Genomic DNA, 22,144 nt, shown 5'->3' with positions numbered 1-22,144 from the left:
GTACTGGCAGCAGGGCCCCCACCCGGCGCAGGCAGGTCCAGCCCTCTGCGAACCCACGGAGGGCCGGACCGCGTTCAGGGCCACGGGACAGCATCCTGGTCAGACACGCCGGCCGCCCGGAGCCCACCATGAAAGTTTTCTTCTGATGCCAGGTGAAAGAGAATTGACGGTACGTCAGATGAAATGGGCGAGGGAACCCGGCCCACCCGGGGACCGCCGGCGCTGCCAGAACGGGCGGCTGTGCCACCGCTCCTCGCCGATGTGGATCTGGCGGTGGCCGTACCGGTAGGCGTCGAAGGTCTCGCCCAGCCGCGCCGCGTAGCCGTCCAGCGCGCCGGCCTCGCCGCGGAGCCGGGCGTCGATCGCCTGGCCGGCGCAGAGACCCGAGTAGAGGGCGGTGAGGATGCCCTGCGAGGAGAGCGGGTCGAAGGCGATCGCCGCGTCCCCGGCCGCGATCCAGCCCTCGCCGGCGAGCGGCTCCAGCCGCGCGGTGTGCGCGGCGCAGCGGCGCGGTGAAGCCCCCGCGAGGGGCGAGCGGCCGACGGCGAGCCGGGCCGTGTGGCGGGTGGCGGCGAGCCGGTCGAGGAAGGCCCCGGGGTGGCCGAGGCCGGGCGGGGCGAGGTCGGTGTCGGTGAAGTAGGTGACGAGCCGGTGGGCGGGGGTGTGGGGCGCGGTGTACCACCAGCCGTCGGGGGCGGACTCGACGAGCGAGGCCCCCTCGCTGTCGGCGGGGCCGGCGGTCAGGCGCAGGTGGACGGCGATCAGCCGGTCGTAGCGGTGGCGGCGGGCTCCGCACCTGGTCGCGAGCGAGGCGCGGCGGCCGGTGGCGTCGACCAGCCACCGGCAGCGCACCGGGCGGGCCGCACCGTCGGCGCGTACGGTCACCTGCCATCCGCCGCCGGGGTGGGGGGCGGGGTGGGTGACCGTGGCGCGTTCGGCGACGTCCGCCCGGTGCGTGCGGACGGCGGCGCGCAGCAGGCGGTCGAAGGCGGGCCGGTCGAGGTGCCAGCCGTGCCCGTACGGGTCGGTGATGAAGTCCGTCCGGTGCAGGTGCGGTGAGCCCCAGGCGGAGAGGGTGGCGCGGCAGGGGCGGTGATCGGCGTCGAGCGACCGGATGTCGACGCCGAGGTCGTGGAGGAGCAGCCGGGCGGCGGGCACGAGGGACTCGCCGGTCTTGGACGGGCCGCCGCCCGCGTCGGCGAGCAGGACGGTGCGTCCGGCCCGGGCCAGGGTGAGGGCGGCGGCGGCGCCCGCCGGGCCACCGCCCGCGACGACGGCGTCGTACCGGTCGGTCCCGTACCGTTCGGCGTACGGACCGTCGTACAGGTCGGCGTACGGGTCGGTGTCCGGGTCGGCGTACGGACCGGCGTACGGGTCGGTGTCGTACCGGCGGGCCGTGCGGCTCTCGGTGGGCGCCGCCGCCGTGGTCACCGGGTGTCCCGGAACGGGTCGACCTTGGCGAGGTAGCCGGCCGAGATCTCCTCGGGCCGGAACACGCTGGTGCGGGCGACCTCGTCGGCCGCGTGCTGCTCGACGGTGGCGCGCTGCTCCTCGGCCAGCCGGGGGTGACCGGCCTCGCGCACATGGATGTTGACGAGGTTCTGGCGGTCGTCGACCGGGCCGAGCGAGGGGTCGGGCGTGGACTCCACCAGGATCGCCTTCGGGAACTTGTCGTCCACCGTGTAGGGGTTGGTCTCGACGACGCCGAACTTGGACCAGTTGTCGACCATGTTCCGCAGGCCGGTCTGCTTGTCCGGGCTCAGGAACCGCAGCCACACCGCCCGCTTCACGAAGGCCTCTTCACGCCGGTCCTCGGTGATGGTGCCGTTCGGGGCCTGGTTGACGATGTCGAAGTCGGTCTTCTTCAGGACGTGGTTGGGCACCCGGGCCGGCCAGAAGGACGGCAGGTAGGGGCTGTAGCGGGGGCCGATGTTGGCCCGGAGTTCGTAGCCGGAGCGGCAGCTCGCGGTGTCGGTCTGCCAGGGGACGCCCATCCAGCGGGTGAGGCCGCCCGGCATCTGGGCGTGCAGGGGGCCGTTGGCCGACAACGCGCGTTCCGGCAGGAGGTACTGACCGTAGTCGGGTTCGGGATCGTCGCCCGGGCGGTGGCTGATCCGGAACGGCTCGGCGTAGAGGGTGTCGTGGCGGATCGGCCAGGTGACCTCGCAGCCGGGGTGGAAGGCGTCGGCGAGACAGTAGTCCAGGGCGGCCCGGTCGAGCAGCCCGGGCTGCAGCTCCACGGGAGCGCCGTCCAGCGACTGGTAGGCGGTGTGCTTCGTCTTGTCGTCGAAGTTCCCGTCCACCCACTGGGCGAGCATCTGGTCCTGGGTCGTCGTCAGGACTCCGTACTGGCGGGGGGACTTCGCGGGGACGGCCATGGCGTCCCCGTAGAGCCAGGGCCAGGGCAGCGGGGACAGGCCGTCCCGGTCGTAGCTGCGCATCTGGTAGTACACGCGCTGGCGGAGGTCGTGGTACTGGTCCTTCTTGCTGCCGAGGACGGCGAGCAGTCCGGGCGAGGTGAAGTCGTTGGGGCCGTTCCAGCCGTACTCGGCGGCGAAGCCCTGGTTGACCCACTGGTGTCCGTTGAACCGCTGGAGCAGCGGCTTGATGTGCTCGTCGAAGACGACCGTGGTGGGGGCGGGCAGGTCACCGGTCTGGACGAAGAGGTCGTACAGCAGGTCGTGGAGCGTCACGATGCCCTTGACGTCGGGCGCGTAGTTCGGGGGCGCGACCACCACCCAGGCCGGTTTCACCTCCACCGACGTGCCGTCGATGGTGACCTCGGCGGTCACCGGACCGTCGGAGATGTCGTCGTACCAGCCCTCGTTGTTGCCGAAGGTGGTGAGCGGGGACGGCGGGCTGGTGAACGAGGCGGAGCTGCCCCTGCCGCCCAGGACGACGAGCCGGCCCTTGTCGTCGGTCCGCAGCTCTCCCAGGTGGACGGGGATGTTGTTGATCTTCCCGGTGTCGAAGCTCTGGCCGCTCCGGCCCGCGCCCGTGATCGTCCGGGGGCCCGGGTCGATGGTCAGCACGTCCCTGGCGAGCGCGTTGTTGCGCCGTTCGTACTGGTCCTGCGACAGGCTCTGGGCCTCGGGGATGTCCAGCGCGAGCGAGAACTTGTACCAGGCCGCCTTCCGGTTGGCCAGGTGGACCGTCCACTCGACACCGGCACCGCCCTGTCCGTCCAGGATCTCCCGGACGACCTTGCCGTCCTTGTCGTAGCCGTAGACGCGGAAGCGCGCCGCCTGCCGTTTGATCCTGCCGGTGCCCTCCTTGTAGGAGCCCGGGCTCCTGGGCGGCTCGTCCGGTGTCTCCGGTCCGTAGAAGAACGTGTCACCGTTGCCCACCCGCGCGACACCGATCGCGGGGTGGATCTTCACATAGGCAATGGCGGTCATCTGGCTGGCTCCTGGAAGCTCGCGGGCTCCGGCGGGACGACGGGGCCTCGGACGCGGACGCCCCGGGGTCGGGCGGTGGCCGGCGGCCGCTTCGGGCGGAACCGCCGGGGTCCGTACCGCCGGCTTCGCGCCCTCCCCACCGTGGGAGCGCGTGGGCCGCACACCGGCTGACGGGTGCACGAAGGGATGCCGCGCGGGGATGTCCGCGTCTCCAGCATGTGACCGGGGCCATCGCCCGTCACGCCGGGTACGGCCAATCAAGGGAGCCGGCGTTCGAATGCCCGGTCGACGCCGGCCCCCGCCCCCGCACGCCGGGGGCTACGCCGCCCACGCCCCGGCCGGACGCGGCGAGGCCTCGGCGGAAGCGGCCAGCCGGTCGAGCATGGCGCGGGCGGCCGCGGTGCGGCGGTAGGGCGCCAGGCAGGCGCGGAGCAGCTCCAGGGCGGCTGTCACGCGGGCCGAGCGCAGACAGGGATAGTCCCGGCAGAAACCCTGCGCGGTGACGCAGGCCGCCTCGATCAGGCCGACCCGGATCTGGAGTTCGGCCAGCCGGGCCGCGGTGAGGGCGCGGGAGCGCCGCTCGGACGGCGGGTGGTGGCGGAGGGACCGCTTGAGGGCGCCGATCGCACCGGTGACGTCGCCGGTCGAGGTCAGCACCTCGGCCTGATGACGGGCCAGTTGGGCCGGATGGTAGGCACCGGGGCCACTGTCGCCGGGATCGGCTTTCGCCAGGTGGCGTTCAGCCTCGCGCAGCTGGGCCAGCGCGCGGTCGCGGTCCCCGTTCGCCGCCGTGGTCACGGCGAGTTGGCCGATCAGGAAGGCGGCCGTCATGTGGGCCGTCCAGCTGTGCTGTTCGGCGGCGCGCTCGGCGAGGAGGTGGGCCTCGCGCAAGTGGCCCAGACCGTAGGCGTGTTCACTCATACCGCGAAGCACGATCGCGCCGGTGACACCGTCCCCGCTCTCGCGGGCCAGGCCGAGGGAGGCGAGCTGGTAACGGCGGGCAAGCCCGTGCAGGTGCTCGTCGGAGCACATGGACCCGGCGAGGCAGACCAGCAGCGCGGCGGACGACAGCAGGCGGTCGGGAACGGTCGCGACACGGTGGGTCCGCAGCCACAGCGTGACGTCGCCCGCCAGATAGGCGACCAGGGCGGTACGGGTGTGGCCGCCCCCGAAAGCGGCGTCCGCCCGGGAGAACATCGCGGTCATCGTCTCCACCATCTCGGCCCGCGACAGCCCGAACCGGGTACTCGGCCCCGGCCGGTTCCTTGCCGCCGGCCTCGCGGGCGTCTCCTCGGCCCGGCTGGGCGCGGCGAGTTGGATCTCGTGGTAGACGGTGTGACGTAACGCCGGGCGACGGGCGGGATCGGCGTCGGCAGCACACAGTTCGACCAGCTGGCGCACGCCGCACCGGTCGCCGAGGACCGGAACCGCACCCTCCGGGGCGGTGAGGCCCGTGAGACCGGTCAGGCCGGTCTCCGCGATCGCGACCGGTCGCCCGATCCGGCGGGTGAGCACCTCGGCGACCAGTACCGCGATCCGCGCGGGCGGCCGGGTACCGGCCAGCCAGCGGCACACCGCGGCCCGGCCGTAGGTGAGCACCAGGCCGCTCTCCCGGCCCGCGCCGTTGACGGCCTCGGCCAGACCCCGGCCCGTCCAGGAGGCCTCGTCCAGCAACGCGCGCAGCCGGACGTTGGGAGGGCGTGCGGTCATGGCGTTCTCCCTGCTCGGGCACGGCCCGCCACCCTTCGCGGCGACCGGAGGAGGCAACGACCTCAAGAGCGCCTCGCCGCTCGAACCGCCGATATGAAAGGGGTGCCGGGCCCCGGGCGGCAATCCGCCGGACCCGGCCTGGAACGCCGTCCCGCACCCGGCCGATTTCACAAGTTCACAACATGCAACGCCCTCAACGTATCCGTCCGCCGAACTCCTTGTGCCCGGGTGGCCGCCGCCGTCTACTGGCAGGTATCGACCCTCGGAGGAGGAGCGGCCCCGGCGGACGGAGAACGCACCGTTCGAGCGTCCTCCCGTACAGCATCTGCGTGGGCTACCGGTCGCCCGGGGCGATCCACTGCTCTCCCCTCTGCCCCAGTGCCCGGTATTCAGGAAAAGCGGAGTCCGAAATGGCGAGATCCGCATGGATGTTCACCAGTCCGGGGGCGCACCTGGCAGGCGCCTTCCGGCCACATGCCAACGGGATCCAGGAGCATCGCATGCTCCTGAAGGAGGTGGACAAGGCCGCCGCCGAGTACGGCTGGGGGCCGGTCTCGCCACTGCTGCTGCAGAGCACCGACGCCCGGATCCCCAGGACCCCCGAGGGCCCCGAGACTCCCGAAGGCCCCGAGCACCTGTGGCTCGGCTTCTACTCCACCTCCCTCGTGCTGGCCGACATCCTCGAACAGGCCGGTGTCCGCGCCGATGTCCTCCTGGGACACAGCAGCGGCGAGGTGACGGCGCTGGTCGTCGCGGGTGCGCTCGGCGTCGCGGACGGTGCGCGGCTGCTCTGCGAACGGTTGAAGGCCGTGACCGAGGCAGACCTGCCACCGGGCGCGATGCTCGCCCTCGACACCGATGTCCACCGGGCGCGGCACCTGTGCGGCGCCGCGGGCGACGGCTCGCTGACCGTCGCCGTCGACAACGGCCCCCGCCAGGTGGTGGTCTCCGGGCGCGCCGACGCCGTCGACGTGGTACGGCAACTGGCCGGGACGGCCGGGGTGAAGGCCACTGTGCTCGGCATTCCCGGCGCCTACCACAACCCGATGCTGGCCGCGGCGGCCCACCGGTTCGCGCTGGCCACCGCGGATGTGCCGATCCGGCCACCCACGACGCCGGTGTACTCGCCGCAGCTGGGCCGGTACCTGTCCAGCCGGGCGGAGGTCCGGGAACTGCTGGACGGGTTGCTCATCCTGCCCGTCGGCTTCCGGGAGACGTTGACGCGGCTGTACAGCGACGGCGTCGCGACGTTCGTCGAGTGCGGTGCCCGCAGTGTGCTGAGCGACCTGGTGTCCGCGAATCTTCCGGCCGGTGCGAGCGCGGTCCCCCTCCTGCCCGGACGGGCGGCGGCGTCGGTGCTGCGCGAGCGCGTCGGGTCGCTGCTCTCGGGGGACGGGGCCGTCGACGCGAAGCCCGTCGCCCTCGGGGCACCGGCCGACGAAGCCCCGCCGACACCGGCCGGCCCGGTCCTGCCCGCGTCCGAGCCGCCGGGCACCGCACCCGCAACAGCCGGCACCGCACCCGGACCGGTGCCTGATCTCACGCCTCACCCGGGTGCCGTGCCCGCGGCCACAACCGCCGAGGCCACGGGCGCAGAGTCCGCAGCCGCCGGGCTGCCTCCGCACGACGAGCTCGTCACGCGCATCCGGCAGGTCTACGCCGACGCCCTCCAGTACCCCGTCGAGGTCATCGAGGAGGACTCCGAGCTGGAGGCCGAACTGGGGGTCTCGTCCCTCAAGCACACCCAGGCGTTCGTCCGTCTCCTGGACCTCTTCCGCCTGCCGACGCCGCCCGAACAGGTACGGGTCGCCTCCTACCGCACCGTCGGCCAGGTCGCGGAGCTGCTCCGGCAGCTCGCGGCAGGGCGACCGGCGGCCGAAGGTGACGGATCATGACATCGCGTACCGGACCTGCGGACCGCTCGGTCGCGGTTGTCGGGATGGGGGCCGTCGCACCGGGCGCGAACAGCCCCGAGGAGGTGTGGCGGGTCCTCACCTCGGACGAGCGCCGGTTCCGCCCGCCGGTCCGCTTCGACGGGGACCTCATCCACTCACCGGACCCAGAGGCCGAGGACCGCACCTTCGGCCGCGACGGCGGGTACATCTCCGGGTTCCGCCCCCATCCCGTCCTCGCCGCCGAGATCGAGCGCGGCGACTGGGGGCCGAGCGACAGCGAGGTGCTGTGGCTGCGGCACTGCCTGCTTCAGGCGCTGGACGGCGCCGGCCCGCGCCCCGGCCGGCGCGCGGGCTGCTACGTCGCGACCTGGACGGGGGCCACGCTGGCCGCCGAGGACACCCTGCTGGCCTCGTACCTGGCACGCCACATGGCACGTGGACTGGCCTCGGGGAGCGCCGCCCGCACCGCGTACGAGCAACGGCTGCTCACCCGGCTGCGTGGCCGCTACACCAACGCGAGCCCCCGCCCGCGTCTGGTACTGCCGGATCTGGTGGTGCGCCGGGCGGCGACCGGGCTGCTCCCCGAGGACAGCGACTGGCTGGCGGTCACCGCCGCCTGCGCCTCCTCCCTGTACGCCGTCGACCTCGGCATCGCGAGTCTGCTGGCCGGTGACTGCGACATCGCCTACTGCGGATCGCTCAACGGCATCGGCCGGCTCATGGCGGTCACCGCGGCCAAGTTCCAGGGCATGTCCGGGAGCGGGGATGTGCGGGCCTTCGACGCGAACGCGGACGGCACGCTGTTCTCCGAGGCCGCCACCATGATCGCCATCAAGCGGTACGACCGGGCCGTCGCGGACGGCGACCGGGTGCTCGCGGTGATCAGCGGCACGGGTCTGGCCACCGACGGACGCGGCACGACCATATCCACGCCCCACCCCGACGGGCTCCGCCGCGCCATTACGCTTGCCTGGGCCGACGGCACGGTGACGGCGGACGACGTCTCGTGGGTGGTCGCACACGGCACCGGCACACTCAAGGGCGACCAGGTGGAGATCGACGGCCTGGTGGACGCGGCAGGGCCCGGCCGGTGCCTGCTGTGCACCTCGAACAAGTCGCTGCTCGGACACGCCGCCTGGGCGGCCGGCGGCCTCTCCGTCATCCATGCGGTGAAGGCCCTCGAACACGGTACGATCCCCGGCCAGCGCCGGTTCACGACCCCGCACCCGGCACTCGCCGGTACGTTGGTACACGTACCGACCGGGGATGTCAGCTGGCCCGCCGGGGACCGGCCGCGGGTGGTCGGGATCAGCGGATCCGGAGTCGGCGGGGCCAACGCCCACCTGCTGGTCCGTGACCGTCCGCAGGCCCCCGCACACGACGGGTCCCGGCCGCAGCGGGAACAGGACGACCCGCTGGTGCTCACCGCGTGGAGCGCCTGGCTGCCCGGCCGGCCCGAGCCGGAGGACGTGCACCACTGGCTCGCCACCGGCGAGGGCCCGCCCCCGCACGGCTTCGGGGACGCCTACCCGGCGTCGGACTTCGCCGCGACCCGGCTGCCCCCGGTCGTCACCGACGTCATCGACCGCAGCCATCGCATGGCCCTGGACGTCGCGCACCGGTTCGTCCTTGAGCACGGCGAACTGTGGGACGGCCTGCGGGAGGACACCGGCATCCTGTCCGCCCACTACGGCCCCTCCGAGAGCTGGGCCGACGCCACCGTCCGCGCGGCCTCGGGAGACCTGGAGGCCGTGCCGTGGAACGACGACGAGCAGGCCGCCTTCGACGCGGTACTGGCACAGGTACGCGCCAGGCAGCGGATCACCGACGAGTCGCTCACCGGCAGCGTTCCCGACCTGGCCGCCTACCGCATCGCCAACCGCTGGGACCTGCACGGCCCCACCATGTCCATCGACAGCGGCGCCACCTCGGCTCTCACCGCCCTCCACGTCGCCGCGCGCCACCTGCGGCAACGACGGATGAAACTGGCCCTGGTACTGGCGCTGAACAGCTCCACCACCCCGGAGACCGCGGACTTCACCGAGTCCGACCGGGCCCGGCTCGCCGAAGGCGCCTTCCTGCTCGCCCTCACCCGGGCCTCGGTCGCCCGCGAGCGGGGCTGGCCCGTGCTGGCCCACCTCACGACGACCACACTGCGTGAGGCGAACGACACCGCCCGGCCCACGGCGGACAGCCATGACTACCTGGGCGCGCAGGGCGCCGTCGAGCTGCTGCGCCGCCTCGTCCGCGGCGAACGGGCCGAGTCGGTCGGCGCCTCGCCCGGCCTGCTCGTCACGCTCACCCCGCCCGGCTCCCGGCAGCACGACGGCGATCCGGCACGCAGCAGCCGGGGCGCGATCGCCCTGCGGCGCAGCGATGCCCGGCCGGCGGCCGAGGCGGGAGCGGCCGTCCCCCCGTCGTCCGTGATACTGGTGGGTTCCGCGCGACTGGCCGCGCAACTGGCCGGCACGGCCGCAGCCGCGGGCGCCCTGCTGGTGAGCACCGATCCGGCCACCCCGGCCTCCGTCGCCGCGGTGGTCCCGGAGATCACCGACGAGTCGAGTGCGGACGCCGTCCTCGACCGGATCGCCGCCCAGCGCCCCGACATCCGCGTCTTCGCCGCCGTCCACCGCCCCGTCGAGGACTGGTACCTCCAGGACCCGGCCCTGGACCGACTGCTGGAATTCGCTCTGCTCGCCGCCAAACGCTGCGGTGAGCGGCTGACCCGGGGAAGCTTCGCCGTCACCGTGCTCGATCCGCTCCCCGATCTCCAAGTCCACCCCGACACCGCGCAGTTCACCGGATTCGTCCGCGCCCTGGGCTGGGAGATCCCCCGGGACCGGGCCTTCGCGCTGGTCACCGACGCACCACTGGACGGCGCGCTGCACGAGCTCGCCGCCGAGAGTGCCGCAGACCGCGACGCCCCGGTGGCGTACTACCAGGGCGGGCTGCGGCACACCGAACTGCTCTGCCCGGCCCCGCTGCCCGTACCGGGCCCCGGCGATCCGGTGGACGCGCTGGGACCGGAGCCGGTGGTCGTCGCGGTGGGCGGAGCCCGCGGCATCGCCGCCGTGGCCCTGGCCGAACTGGCCCGCAGACACCGGCCGGTGATCTGGCTCCTCGGCCGCAGCGACCCCGGCTCCGTACCGCCGGAACTCCTCGACGCGGCGGACGGCGACGAGGCACAGCTGCGCGCCGACTTCATCCGACGCGGCACCACCGAGCGCCCCGGGCCCCCGATCGCGGAACTGAGCCGCACCTTCGACCGGAACTGGCTCGCCCGGGAGGCCGCCACGAACCTGCGCCGACTGCGCAGGCTGTGCGGTGCGGAGCGGGTCCACTACCAGCAGTGCGACATCACCGACCGGGCCGCCGTGGAGCGGGTGGTCGCCACCATCACGTCCCGCCACCCGCGGATCGACCTCCTGCTGAACTCGGCGTTCAGCCAGGAGTCGGCCCAGTACACGACGAAGACACTGGCCGGCTTCCGGCGCGTCAAGGACACCAAGATCGCCGGATACCGCCACCTCAAGGCGGCGTTCGCCGCCGCGCCGCCCCGGCGCTGGTGCAACTTCGGGTCCTCGATCGTGCTGTTCGGCCTGCCCGGCGAGACCGACTACACGGCGGGCAGCGAGTACCTCGCCGCCGCGGCACGCTACGAGTCCCGGCTCCTCGGCGGTACGGCCGTGACCGTCAACTGGGGCCTGTGGGAGGAGGCCGGATCGGCCGCCGCCGAGGCGACCCGCCAACGCCTGGAGCGCACGGGAGTACGCACCGGGGTGAGCAACTCCGAAGGCTGCGCCTACTGGCTCTCCGAACTCGTCTCGGCCCGCCCGGCCGAGCCCGCCCCCGTCTACACGACCGGATACGACCGGCAGATCGCCGAGCGCCGCTTCCCCCGGGTACTCGCGACCTTCGACACCGCCGACGCCACCGACACCGCCGATACCCGCGGCGTCCCGGCCGGCCTGCTCGGCGAACCCGTCGAGACATCACCCGGCCGGGCACGCTGGGACTGGGCCCTGAGCCCCGGGCACGACCGCTACCTCCTGGAGCACCTCGTCGACGGGCGGCCGACACTCCCGGGTATGGCCATGGTGGCCATGGCCGCCGAGGCCGCAGGCCGGCTCCACCCCGGAATGCCGGTCCGCCAGCTGCGCGACATCCGCTTCCAGGAGTTCGTCCGGGCCGATCCACGCACCCCGGGCCCCACCAAGTACCGCATCGTCGCCGAGGACACCACCGCGCAGGACTCCGCCACCCACCGGACCGTCCGGGTCCGCGTGCTCTCCGATGTGCGTACCCCGGGCGGCCGGGTGCTGCGTTCGGACCGCTGCCATGCCACTCTCGAGGTGCTGCTGGGCCCCCCGCAGGAGCCACCACCGCACTGGGACACCCCGCCCCTGGCTGCCGGGACCAGGCAGACCGACCCCCTCTGCCGCTCCGACTCACCGATCCGCCTGACCGGAGTCTTCCGGAACACGGTCGACATCCTCGCCGACGAGGAACGGGCCGAGGGGCGCTTCCAGCCGCTGCTCGCCCACGAGGACGCCTTCAGCCACGCCGTCCTGCCCGTCCTGCTCCTCGACGCCCTCGGCCGTACCTGCTGTTTCCGGCTCACCGGTCCCGGCAAGGTCGCCGTGCAGGCCCCGACCGGCATCGACCGCCTGGACATCCGCACTCCCGGCCCGGACAGCGAACTCGCCACCCACCACCCGGCGGGCATCGGTCTGCACGGAGAGCTCACGCAGGACCGGTACACCGCGTTCGCCCCCGACGGCACCGTCCTCGCCCAAATCACCGGCCTGCACTGCCAGGTCTTCGCCACACTGGACGCGGTGCTCCTGCCGGACCGCGGACACCCGGACACGGAGGTCGCACCATGACTCCGGAAGCGGCCCCGCCCCGCCCCGCCCCAGCACAACTCCGCTGGTACGAGATGGAGCACATCGTCACCTTCGGCGAGACCAGCGGCGCCGGCTTCGTCTATTTCGCCCATCTCTTCAGGTGGCAGGGCGAATGCCGTGAGCGCTTCGGCTGCGCCTACTGCCCCCGCTACATGGGCGGTCTCACCGGTGAACTCACCATGCTCACCTCCTCCGCCTCCTGCGAGTACCTCGGGGAGATCTGGGCCGCCGACCGGATCCTGGTGCGGCTCACCATCCCTTGGGTGCGACTGCACTTCATGAAGGGCGACTTCGCCTTCTACCGGACCAGTGAGGGCCGGGAGGACCTGGTCGCCCGCGGCGAGCAGATGTGGGCCAACGTCCACCGCGACGGCAGCACCTTCGCCCCTGCCCCCTGGCCCGCGGAAATCCTCGACGCCTGCGCGCACTTCGGGACAGATCTGACCCGCGCTCTCACCTAGGAGTCCGGCATGGACCCACGACCCGCCACCCCCGAACCGGCCCGACAGCAGATGTCGCCGGTAGAGGCACGCAGCCGCCGGATCACCCCGGCGACCGTCTTCGCCACCCTGGGGGCACTGTTCCTCGCCCTGCAGGCATGGATCTTCATCCGCTGGGCCGCCGCGGGTGACGCCCACGCGGTGCCGTCCGCCCACGACAACATATCCGCTCCCCGCGAAGCGGCCGTCTGGGCGGTACAAGCCGTAGTCGTCCTGCTCGCGGCCGTCTACACCTGGATCGTCGTACGGCAATGCCGCCGCACCGGGCAGATCACCTTCGACGCCGCCCTGTTGCTGGGGTACGTCCTCGCATTCTGGCAGTCGCCTCTGTTCAACTACCGGGCTCTGTCGATCGTGGTGAACCGCCACACCGTCAACGTGGCAACCTGGGGCGAGCAGATCCCGGGCTGGCACAGCCCACCAGGCCAGCCGGAGACCCTTCTGGGCCTGAGCGGGCTCGGCTTCGTCGCCCTGATGACCTGGGTGTGGATCCAGGCATGGCTCACCATCCGCATCTCCCGGCGCTTCCCGCAGTGGGGCTGGGGGCGACTCCTCCCCGCCACGCTGGCCGCCGGATTCGTCGTCGACTGGGCAATCGAGGCCGTCTGGGGAAGCACAGGCTTCTTCTCGTACGCCACCCAGCCCACCGTCCTCACCCTGTTCGAGGGGCACTGGTACGGGATGCCGCTGCTGTACTACGCCGCGGTCACCCTGTTCATCTCCACCGGCGCCGTCGTGATCCGTCACCAGGCCCAGGCCCGCGGCACCGTCCCCTACATCTTCCGCGGAACGGAGCTCCTCACCGGCCGTGCCCCGGCCGCGGTCCGCCTCCTGGCGGGCATCGGACTGGCCAACATCCTGCTCCTCACCTACTTCGCTGTGACCCTCCTGATCAGCCACTTCCTCGGCGGTCCGATGCCGTCCGACACCCCCGGCTACATGTGGACGCCTTGATCTCATCTGGTAGTGCTTTGTTAGGTGGCTTGTCACATCGTGTAGTCGGTAGTTCTCCGGTCGTATGAGGGCTGGGGAGCTTGCGGTGTGGCGGGGTCGGTTGGAGGAGTTCGCGGCTGAGGTGTTCGCGCCCTTGGCCCGGTGTGATCAGCGGGTCAAGGGCGGACTGTATCTGCGGGGGCTGCTGCTGGACGGCCGGCGCAAGTCGATGCAGCCGATGGCCGAGCGGCTGCAAGTCGACCACCAGCGGTTGCAGCAGTTCATGACGTCCTCGACCTGGTCGGTCGGGGACGTGCGGGCCCGGCTGGCGCGGCGGGCGGTGCGGCCCGAGGTGTGGGCCGTGGACGACACCGGGTTCCCCAAGGACGGCCAGGCGTCGCCCGGGGTCGCCCGGCAGTACTCGGGCACCCTCGGCAAGGTCGGCAGCTGCCAGATCGGCGTCAGCGTCCACGCGCTCTCCGACACCGCTTCCTGCCCGAGTCATGGGACGGGCCGCAGGCGGCGTGCGGCCTGCCGGATCCCCGAGGACGAGCACCACCGGCCGAAATGGCGTCTGGCGCTGGACATGCTCGACGAGCTCGCGGACACCGCCTACGGCGCCAACGCCGACTTCCGTCACGGCCTGGAGGACCGCTTCCTGGCCTACGTACTGCAGGCCAAGGGCGAGATGACCGCCCACAGCGAGGACGCCGAACCGTACCAGCCGCCCTACGGAGGCCTCGGTCCGCGGCCACTGCCACTGCCACTGCCACTGCCACGCTACCGCTCCCGCCCGATCTCCCTGCGCGAGCACGTTCTGGCCGCCGGACGCCGGGCCGGGCGGAGCGTGACCTGGCGCAAGGGCTCCAAAGCCGCGATGAGCTCGCACTTCGTCCTCCTGCGCATCCGGCTCGCCGGGCGGCGTCCCAGGCCGGCCCACGACGGCACGATCCCCCTCACCTGGCTGATCGCCCAGTGGCCGGAGAACGAGGCGGAACCGGTCAAGTACTGGATCTCGAACCTGCCCGCCGACATCCCCGCCAAGGACCTGGTCCGGCTGGCGAAGTCACGCTGGCGGATCGAACACGACTACCGCGAGCTGAAGACCCGCCTGGGCCTGGACCACTTCGAAGGCCGCTCCTACATCGGCCGGCACCGCCACGTCACCCTCGTCAGCGCCGCCCACCTGTTCCTCACCGAACAGCGGGCCCTCCCCAAAGCCCTGGCCAGGGCCTGACCTTCTACCAGGCCCTGGACCTCCTCCAACACCTCATCGCCACCTGGACCGGCACCTGCCCCACATGCCGACAACCCATCCCATGGCAGACCTCCGACACCACCTGACAAAGCACTACCAGCTGTCGCCAAACTCCCTTCTGTGCACCGATGTTGGGGTGAGTGCGGGGCCGCCGAGGTCAGGGGCACGGCAGCCCGGACGCGCGGCCCGGGCCTCGAAGCGGACCCGGGCGGTCGCCCTGGCCGTCCGGTCAGCCGGTGGACCCCGGGACCACCAGACCGGACTCGTACGCGATCACCACCGCGTGGGTCCGGTTCTGCGCGCCGAGCTTGAGCAGCACGTTCCCGACGTGCGTCTTCACCGTCTCCAGACTCACCCTGAGCGCGTTCGCGATCTCCGGGTTGGACAGACCGGTCGCCATCAGCCGCAGCACCTCCTCCTCCCGCCCCGTCAGCGCCGCCCCCGGCAACGCCTCGGCGGAACCCAGCGGACGGGCCGCGACCATCCGGCGCAGCGCCGCCGGGAAGAGGATCGCCTCTCCCGCCGCGACCACCCGTACCGCCTGTGCGATCTGGCGGACCGGGAGCCGTTTGAGTACGAATCCGCTGGCTCCCGCGCTGAGTGCGGCGGTGACGTAGCCGTCGTTCTCGAAGGTGGTGATCATCACGACCTTCGGCGGCTCGGCCGAGGCGGCCAGCAACTGCCGGGTGGCCTCGATCCCGTTGCAGCGCGGCATCCGCACGTCCATCAGGACCACGTCCGGCCGCAGCAGCCGCGCCCGCTCGACGGCCTCGACGCCGTCGGCGGCCTCCCCGACCACCGTGATCCCCGGCTGTGCCGCGAGCAGCATGCGCAGACCGCTGCGGGTCACCTCGTCGTCGTCCGCGATCAGGAGGGTCACGGGGGTGTCGGCAGGGTCGGTCATGCCGGCAACCGTATCGGCAGCCGGACCGCCAGCCGCCAGTGCCGCGGCCCGTCCGGGCCCGCCTCGATCTCACCGTGCAGCAGCCGCACCCGCTCGGCCAGCCCCGGCAGACCGTGCCCGGACGTCGGAAAGACACCCGCGCCCGTGCCCGTCCCCGCTCCGGTCCCGGTCCGGTTGACCACGCCGAGCTCCAGCCCGTCCGGCGCGACCGTCACCCGGACCTCGACCGGACCACCCGCCCCGTGCCGCAACGCGTTCGTCAGCCCCTCCTGCAGAATCCGGTACGCCGCCCGGGAGAGCGTCCCCCGCACCCGCGCCAGGTCGCCCGACAGCACCGGCTCCACCACCGCACCCGCGCACCGCAACCGGTCCAGCAACTCGGGCAGATCCTCCAGAGTCCGCGCCGGCGCCGTCCCCGGCTCCTCCTCACGCAGCACACCCAGCACATAGTCCAGGTCCTCCAACGCGGCCCGGGCCGACTCCTCGATACCACGCAGAGCCGCCCGCGCCGCCACCGGATCGACGGAAAGCACCTCACCCGCCACCGCCGCCTGAATCGTGGCCGCCGTCAGCGTATGCCCGATCGAATCGTGCAACTCACGCGCCAGCCGGTTGCGTTCGGCCAGCAGCAGCTCCCGCTCCGCCGCCAGCGCAAGCCGCTCCGCCGACGACGGACCCAACAACCCCGGCGCCAGCCACCGCAAAGCACCCGTCACCACCACACACACAACCGGCACCAGCACCAGACAGACGAGCGCCACCACCCAGCTCCAGACACCCGCCACCTGTACCGACCAGCCGGACCAGCTCACCCGTGCCTCACCGGAGGTCCAGCCCCCCGGCAGGGCCAGGCCCGCGCCGAGCAGCACCGTGCTCGCCAGGCCTCCCGTCCACCCCAGCGCCACCTGCAGCAGCAGCCAGAGCGGCGTCCGCCAGCGATCGGCACCGGACGGCACGGCAGGGGCCGACGCGGTGCCGGGTGAGCGCGCGGACCGACGCGCGGCCACCGGATCCGGCAACGGAACCCCCAGCAGCCGACGCGCGCCGACGATCAGCACCCGCCGCGTGGTGCGGGCCAGCCCGACCACGACGATCAGTGCCGCCCAGACCAACAGGGTCAGCACGAACCGAACCCCATAGGGAGCGGACCGCCACACCAGCGCCGGCAGCATGGCGAAAGGCAGCAGCGGCAGGCTCGCCAGCGCTCCGCAGTAGGCGAACAGCGCACCCGCGTACGTGGAGCCGCGCAGCAGCGGCCGGATTCCCCTGATCATGATCGTCAGTATGGCCGGGCAGCCCACCGGCGGCCTCCCCCGATCGAGGGAGCGTTACGGCCACCGTGAGCCCGGCCACCGCCGACACCTCCTTGATCATCAGATCCGCCGTCGACCGGACACTCCCCCTCGACGCCCGTTCAGGGCGACTCCGCGAGGTCACCCCATTCAGTCGGAATCCCGGTATCTGTGCGACAGGCCGGCCGGAGCTCTCCACGCCGCTGTGACCTGCGGGTTCACGCGATCACCCGGGCTTTGAACCCCTCCTGTTCACACGGTTGGCAGCGCGCGGAAAAGGTCGCTGGATGGCGAGGACGATCCCTGTCGCATAGAAATAGCCCCATGGGCGGCGATCCCCAAGAACCATTCCGGGGCCCGGCTCCCTCACCGTCTCCCGCCCGTACACGAGGGGGCGGAAGGGGCGGAATGCGCCGACGAACTCGTCGCACGACCACTGGAACCGCCTGTTGAGCCGTCGTCGGCAGATGAGTCCGCAGGCGGGCGGAACGAGCGACCGGCGGGATGCCGTTCGACCAGGGCGAGGAGCCGGATCTCGCTGCCATCGCTGATCAGGTGGTGCTTGCCACCGGTCCGGGCGGGCTGCGCAGGCATGCCCCCCTCCATGAAGCGCATGGCTACCCGGAGGCCTGTTCCACTGCATCACCTCGACAGAAAGGACTGTCCGTGCTGCATTCGATCTCAGCTGTCATTTTCCTCGGCCTTGTGTTCCTCGCACTTGTCCTCGTCCACCACCGGCCGGCCGTCGTATTCACTGGGATCGTTGGCGTACTCTTCGGTTTCGCATTGGCGACTTCCTCCCTTGCCCCCGCCATCGACAACGTCCTGTGTGTCATCTTGTCGGCTCTGGAGAACTTGTCGCGGTAGCGGCTGTCGGCGTACGCGCGAGGCCCCTCACGATTTCGTGAGGGGCCCTCCGCGTCCACGAACACCAGAACGGCCGGTCAACCCGACATCCCGTCGGACTGACCGGCCACATGGGGTCGGCTGACCTGACCCTATGAGGGCCGATCCCCCTCCCACTGGCCGCAGGCCGCTTCGACGCAGGGCCCGGCGAAGCGGAACCGTGCCTCCGGCGGGCGCAGGCCGGGGGCGGAGGCCCGGGGCGCACAGGCTGCTCGGGCACGTCGCCCCGGCCCGGGCCGCATCGGTCTCGGCGGTGCCCACCACTCCCCCGGCGCCATCACGATCCCGATCGGACCCGGCCGCCGCACCAACGCGTCCACCGCGTCGTGCGGTGAGCCGGCGTTGCCGAACGGCGCCTCACGCGGCGGCGGCGCGAGGTCGAGCCCCGCGACCTCGTCGAGGACGGCCCTGCGCACCGCGTCCCCGATCCTCTCCAGCACATCCCATCGACGACGCTGCCACCGGGGCCCCGGACCGGGCGACCGCTGCTGACCGATTGGAGTGAGATGGTCCGCACCGGGCCCGCTGCCTGGTCGTTTCGGGGGTACGTCGGCGCGCCACCCCTCGCAGGTCTGTGCACGCTTGTCTGGGATCCGGAAGCCGCGAGCGGCATCGCCCGAAGCGACCCGCCGGCCCCGACCCACCACCGCACCGACGGGAGCACAGCATGACCGGGACCCCCGAGCCCTTCGACGACACCGCCGGGCTGCCACCCCTGCCGGGCTGCGCCGAGAACGCGGCCGGCGCACTGAAGCAGATGTTCGTGGACCTGACCCAGGGCGTGCGGATGGCCCGCGGCCAGGACCCCGTCAAGCGGCCGGTGTTCCTCAAACCGCACGGCGTGGCCCGTGGCACGCTCACGGTCGCCGACGACCTGCCGGCGGACCTGCGCGTCGGGTTCCTGGAGAGCACCCGCACCCAGGCCGGCGGCCTGTCCGCCTGGGTGCGGTTCTCCAGCGACACCGTGCCCGGCAGTCCCGACCTGATGACCACCCTCGGCATCGGCATCAAGCTGTTCGGTGTGCCCGGCCCGAAGCTGCTGGAGGGCTACGCCGAGGCCGGCACCCAGGACCTGCTGCTGCAGAACTTCGACGTCTTCTTCGTCGACACCGCCCAGGACATGTGCGAGTTCACCAAGGCCGGTGTCATCGACGGCAGTTACGACAAGTACCTGGAAGCCCATCCGGTCACCCGCGAAATCCTCGACGCGATGGCCAAGTTCGAGCCGAGCGTGCTGACCGCCACCTACTGGGGTGTGCTCCCCTACGCCTTCGGACCGGATCGTTTCGTCAAGTACAAGCTGGTGCCCGCCGGTTGCGAGACCGGCGACCCGGCGGCGACTCCGCCCGACGAGAACCCCACCTACCTCGGTGCCGACCTGGTCCACCGGCTCAAGGCCGGTCCGGCGGCCTTCGACCTGATGCTCCAGTTCCGCACCGACGACGAGAAGATGCCGCTGGACCGGGCGACCGTGCGGTGGGAGGAGTCCGAGAGCGCCCCCGTGAAGGTGGCCCGGCTGACCCTCCAGCAGCAGGACGTCACGGCCCGCGGCCAGGCCGCGTACGGTGAGAACCTCGCCCTCAACCCGTGGCACGGTCTCGCCGAGCACACCCCGGTGGGCAGCATCGCCGAGGTGCGCAGGACGGTGTACCTGGCCTCGGCCGAACAGCGCCGCGACGTGAACGGCGTCCCGACGGCCGAGCCCGGCCCCGCCCGTCCGCAGATCACCCCGCCGGCGGCCCGCGACACCCGGATCGTCCGGGCCGCCGTGCACCCGGCCATCGGCGTGGCCCGGGTCGGCGACAGCACGATGGACGACTTCGTCCTCGCCCCCGAGGTCGACGATCCGGCCCCGCTGCCCGCCGGGAGCTACAAGGACGTCACCGGCGCCCTGAAGCGCCAGGCCGTCCGGTTCCGGGTCTACGGTTACAACGCCGCCGGCCAGCCGGTCGCCGAACTGACCGCCGACAACGCCGACCTGCGCTGGACCGTGCACGTCGCCAACTCGAAGGCGGCCTGGTACCAGTTCCAGATCGCCCTCGACATCCCGGAGGCGAACCAGTCCGACGCCAGCAACCTGCGCAACCCCAAGATCCAGGCCGACCAGCGCAAGGACCTCCTGGTCATCGACCCCGGCCCCCGTTCGGTGCGCGGCCGCGACCGCTCCGACAAGCCCGAGTACCGCTTCGACACCGGCACCTTCATGGGCAAACCCGTCTACCTCGGGGAACTGCGCACCGACGACAGCGGCCGGCTGATCTTCCTCGGCGGCCACGGCGTCTCGGCCTCGTCGACCGGCACCCCCGCCGACACCTTCGCCAACAACGACGGCTGGTACGACGACACCTCCGACGGCCCGGTCACCGCCGAGGTGAGCATCGACGGACGGCCGATCCCGGTCGAGCCGGGCTGGGTGGTGACCGCGCCCCCCAACTACGCGCCCGAACTCGCCTCGGTACGCACGATGTACGACCTGGTGCGCGACTCCTTCTTCAGCGCCGGGCAGCTCCCCGAGCCGCAGCAGGTCTCGTTCACCCGTGACGTGCTGCCCGTGCTGCGCCGGCTGTCCGGCCTGCAGTGGGTCAACAAGGGCCTGGCCACCCAGTTCGGCTTCGGCGGCCGCGAGTTCCTCCTCGACCCCGCCCGGGTCGCCGCGCTGGCCGACCCCTCGCCCGTCCAGCGGGAACTGCGCCGGCAGATCTGGCTCGCCGTCCGCGACTACGACCGCGACGGCATGTCACCGGTGCCCTGGCCGCCGGTCTACGGCGACGCGATGAACCTGCCGCCCCAGTCCGTGCGCCAGCACATGACGCTCTCCGCGTTGCAGTACCGCCTCCTGCAGCGCTGGGCCCGCGGGGACTTCGTCGACGACTACGACCCGACGGCCGCGCCGCCCGCCACCCTCGACGACGTCCCGTTCGCCGAACAGCCCGGGACCCTCGACCGGGCGGCCCTGTCGTTCTGCCTCGCCGACGCCTTCCACCCGGGCTGCGAGCTGACCTGGCCGATGCGCCACATCACCCTGTACAGCGGCCCGTTCCGGGTGCGGCACCGCGACCCGGCGGCGCCTCCCCCGCCCGACTACGGCCAGACCCTGACGCCGGAGCTCGCGCTCTCCCTCGACGGCCCGCTGCACGCCCAGGGCCCGGGCGACCTGACCCGGTGGATGGCGGTGCCGTGGCAGACCGACACGGCGAGCTGCCGGTCGGGCTACGAGTACGGCGTCTCGCTCGGCTTCGGCCCGTACGACCCGTACCTGCCCACCTTCTGGCCGGCCCGGGTGCCCAACCACGTGCTCGCCGAGGAGGACTACGACGTGGTGATGGACACCTCCCGCCCGATCGCCGATCGCCTGGCCGCGTTCCAGAACCGGCGGACCTGGCTCCGCTGGCTGCCCCGCGACTACACGGCCGCCATCAACGCGATGGTGCAGGACTTCGGCAGGCTCGGGGTGGTCGAGCGTCGGCCCGGCCCCAGCGACGATCCCCGTCTCCCGGCGGAGGTCCTGGTGGAGTCCGAGGTGAGCTTCCCCGCCGAGCCCGCCCCGCCGGCCGGGCGCAACCTGGTCACCGTGCACGTGGACCGCGGCGCGGACCCCGTCCTGGGCGCGGCCGCGCTGGCCACCGCGGCCACCATGGCGGACGCTCCCGACGAGGAGGTCTCGGCCGGGTTCATCGACAAGGTCAAGCGCCTGCGGCCCAGCCGGTGAGCCCTCGCCCGCCGGTTCGCGTGCGCCCGTCCGGACCCGTCGACGCCGTCGTGGCGGGCGGCGGTCCGGCGGGCGCCGTGGCGGCGCTCGTCCTGGCCCGGGCCGGCCACCGCGTCGTGCTCCTGGACGACGGCGGCCACTCCCCGCCACGCGCCGCGCCCCCCGCCCGGCCCGCGTTCAAGATCGGGGAGTTCCTGCCGCCCGCCGCCCGGCCGCTGCTGGGCGGCCTCGGGCTGCTGGACGCCTTCCTGGCGTCCGGTCACCCCGTCTCCACCGGCACGTACGCCGCCTGGGGGTCGGAAGCGCTGCACGGCCGCAGCCACCTGTTCGACCCGTACGGGCACGGCTGGCACCTCGACCGGCTCCGCTTCGACGCCTTCCTGCGGGACACGGCCGTCGCGGCCGGCGCCGAACTGCGGCAGGCCACCGCACTGGAGCGGATCGACGACCGCCTGATCGTCCGCGAGCGGACCACCGGCGCCGTGGCGGAGCTGTCCGTCCGCTGGACGGTCGACGCGACCGGCCGACGCTGCGTCATCGGCCGACGCGGCGGCCACCGCCGACGGCAGGACCGGCTCGTCGCCGCGTACGCCGTGTTCCCCGACCGCCACCCGTCGGGCCCGGCGCAACCGGCCGCCCCGGAGGGCCCGGAGGGCCCGGAGGGCCCGGAGGGCCCGGAGGGCCCGGAGGGCCCGGAGGGCCCGGAGGGCCCGGAGGGCCCGGAGGGCCCGG

General features: G+C 72.7%; 13 protein-coding genes. 8 read left to right on the top strand and 5 right to left on the bottom strand.

Going from position 1 to position 22,144, the window contains the following annotated elements; translation table 11 throughout:
* Nucleotides 1–174: 174 nt before the first annotated feature.
* From ACIP82_RS23620 to ACIP82_RS23610, 3 genes are all read right to left on the bottom strand, one after another.
* Nucleotides 175–1,431: an NAD(P)/FAD-dependent oxidoreductase gene (locus tag ACIP82_RS23620; RefSeq protein ID WP_400655886.1), complete on the bottom strand. Its 1,257-nt coding sequence runs from the start codon at nucleotides 1,429–1,431 to the stop codon at nucleotides 175–177.
* The gene (locus tag ACIP82_RS23615) at nucleotides 1,428–3,398 is read right to left on the bottom strand and encodes a LodA/GoxA family CTQ-dependent oxidase (protein ID WP_400655883.1); all 1,971 of its coding nucleotides are present in this window, start codon (nucleotides 3,396–3,398) and stop codon (nucleotides 1,428–1,430) included. The genes ACIP82_RS23620 and ACIP82_RS23615 overlap by 4 nt, the downstream gene beginning before the upstream one ends.
* A 318-nt stretch (nucleotides 3,399–3,716) precedes the next feature.
* On the bottom strand, nucleotides 3,717–5,108 hold the full coding sequence (locus tag ACIP82_RS23610) for a tol-pal system YbgF family protein (protein WP_400655881.1): 1,392 nt from the start codon (nucleotides 5,106–5,108) through the stop codon (nucleotides 3,717–3,719).
* 500 nt (nucleotides 5,109–5,608) lie between these two features.
* Between ACIP82_RS23610 and ACIP82_RS23605 the strand changes: the two genes are divergently transcribed.
* From ACIP82_RS23605 to ACIP82_RS23585, 5 genes are all read left to right on the top strand, one after another.
* Nucleotides 5,609–7,003 carry an acyltransferase domain-containing protein gene (locus ACIP82_RS23605; RefSeq protein ID WP_400655878.1) on the top strand — a complete coding sequence of 465 codons (1,395 nt, stop codon included), beginning with the start codon at nucleotides 5,609–5,611 and terminating at the stop codon, nucleotides 7,001–7,003.
* On the top strand, nucleotides 7,000–11,889 hold the full coding sequence (locus tag ACIP82_RS23600; protein ID WP_400655876.1) for an SDR family oxidoreductase: 4,890 nt from the start codon (nucleotides 7,000–7,002) through the stop codon (nucleotides 11,887–11,889). Before ACIP82_RS23605 ends, ACIP82_RS23600 begins: the two co-directional genes overlap by 4 nt.
* Entirely contained in the window at nucleotides 11,886–12,371 is a 486-nt protein-coding gene (locus tag ACIP82_RS23595; protein ID WP_400655873.1) for an acyl-CoA thioesterase, read from the top strand. Before ACIP82_RS23600 ends, ACIP82_RS23595 begins: the two co-directional genes overlap by 4 nt.
* Before the next feature lie 9 nt (nucleotides 12,372–12,380).
* Nucleotides 12,381–13,364 (top strand): spirocyclase AveC family protein, encoded by a 984-nt coding sequence (locus tag ACIP82_RS23590; RefSeq protein WP_400655871.1) that lies wholly within the window; start codon nucleotides 12,381–12,383, stop codon nucleotides 13,362–13,364.
* Between the two features lie 64 nt (nucleotides 13,365–13,428).
* Nucleotides 13,429–14,580: an IS701 family transposase gene (locus tag ACIP82_RS23585; RefSeq protein ID WP_400655869.1), complete on the top strand. Its 1,152-nt coding sequence runs from the start codon at nucleotides 13,429–13,431 to the stop codon at nucleotides 14,578–14,580.
* A 250-nt stretch (nucleotides 14,581–14,830) separates the two neighbouring features.
* On the opposite strand, the gene ACIP82_RS23580 is transcribed toward ACIP82_RS23585, so the two are convergent.
* Both ACIP82_RS23580 and ACIP82_RS23575 read right to left on the bottom strand, forming a co-directional pair.
* Nucleotides 14,831–15,505 carry a response regulator gene (locus ACIP82_RS23580; protein ID WP_400655867.1) on the bottom strand — a complete coding sequence of 225 codons (675 nt, stop codon included), beginning with the start codon at nucleotides 15,503–15,505 and terminating at the stop codon, nucleotides 14,831–14,833.
* Nucleotides 15,502–16,779, bottom strand: a complete 1,278-nt coding sequence (locus ACIP82_RS23575) for a sensor histidine kinase (protein WP_400655865.1) — start codon at nucleotides 16,777–16,779, stop codon at nucleotides 15,502–15,504. The genes ACIP82_RS23580 and ACIP82_RS23575 overlap by 4 nt, the downstream gene beginning before the upstream one ends.
* Before the next feature lie 522 nt (nucleotides 16,780–17,301).
* Here ACIP82_RS23575 and ACIP82_RS23570 point away from each other — a divergent pair.
* The 3 genes from ACIP82_RS23570 to ACIP82_RS23560 all read left to right on the top strand — a co-directional run.
* Nucleotides 17,302–17,664 (top strand): hypothetical protein, encoded by a 363-nt coding sequence (locus tag ACIP82_RS23570; RefSeq protein WP_400655862.1) that lies wholly within the window; start codon nucleotides 17,302–17,304, stop codon nucleotides 17,662–17,664.
* A gap of 706 nt (nucleotides 17,665–18,370) precedes the next feature.
* A complete protein-coding gene (locus tag ACIP82_RS23565; protein ID WP_400655861.1) occupies nucleotides 18,371–21,412 on the top strand; it encodes a LodA/GoxA family CTQ-dependent oxidase in 3,042 nt (1,013 codons plus the stop codon).
* A gap of 20 nt (nucleotides 21,413–21,432) precedes the next feature.
* Nucleotides 21,433–22,144: NAD(P)/FAD-dependent oxidoreductase (locus ACIP82_RS23560; RefSeq protein WP_400655859.1), on the top strand; the 712-nt coding region annotated here is incomplete at its 3' end.

This window comes from Kitasatospora sp. NPDC088548, from assembly GCF_044753005.1.
Classification (GTDB): domain Bacteria; phylum Actinomycetota; class Actinomycetes; order Streptomycetales; family Streptomycetaceae; genus Kitasatospora.
Note: the sequence above shows the minus strand (reverse complement) of the source record. Positions and strands in the feature narration are given on the sequence as shown.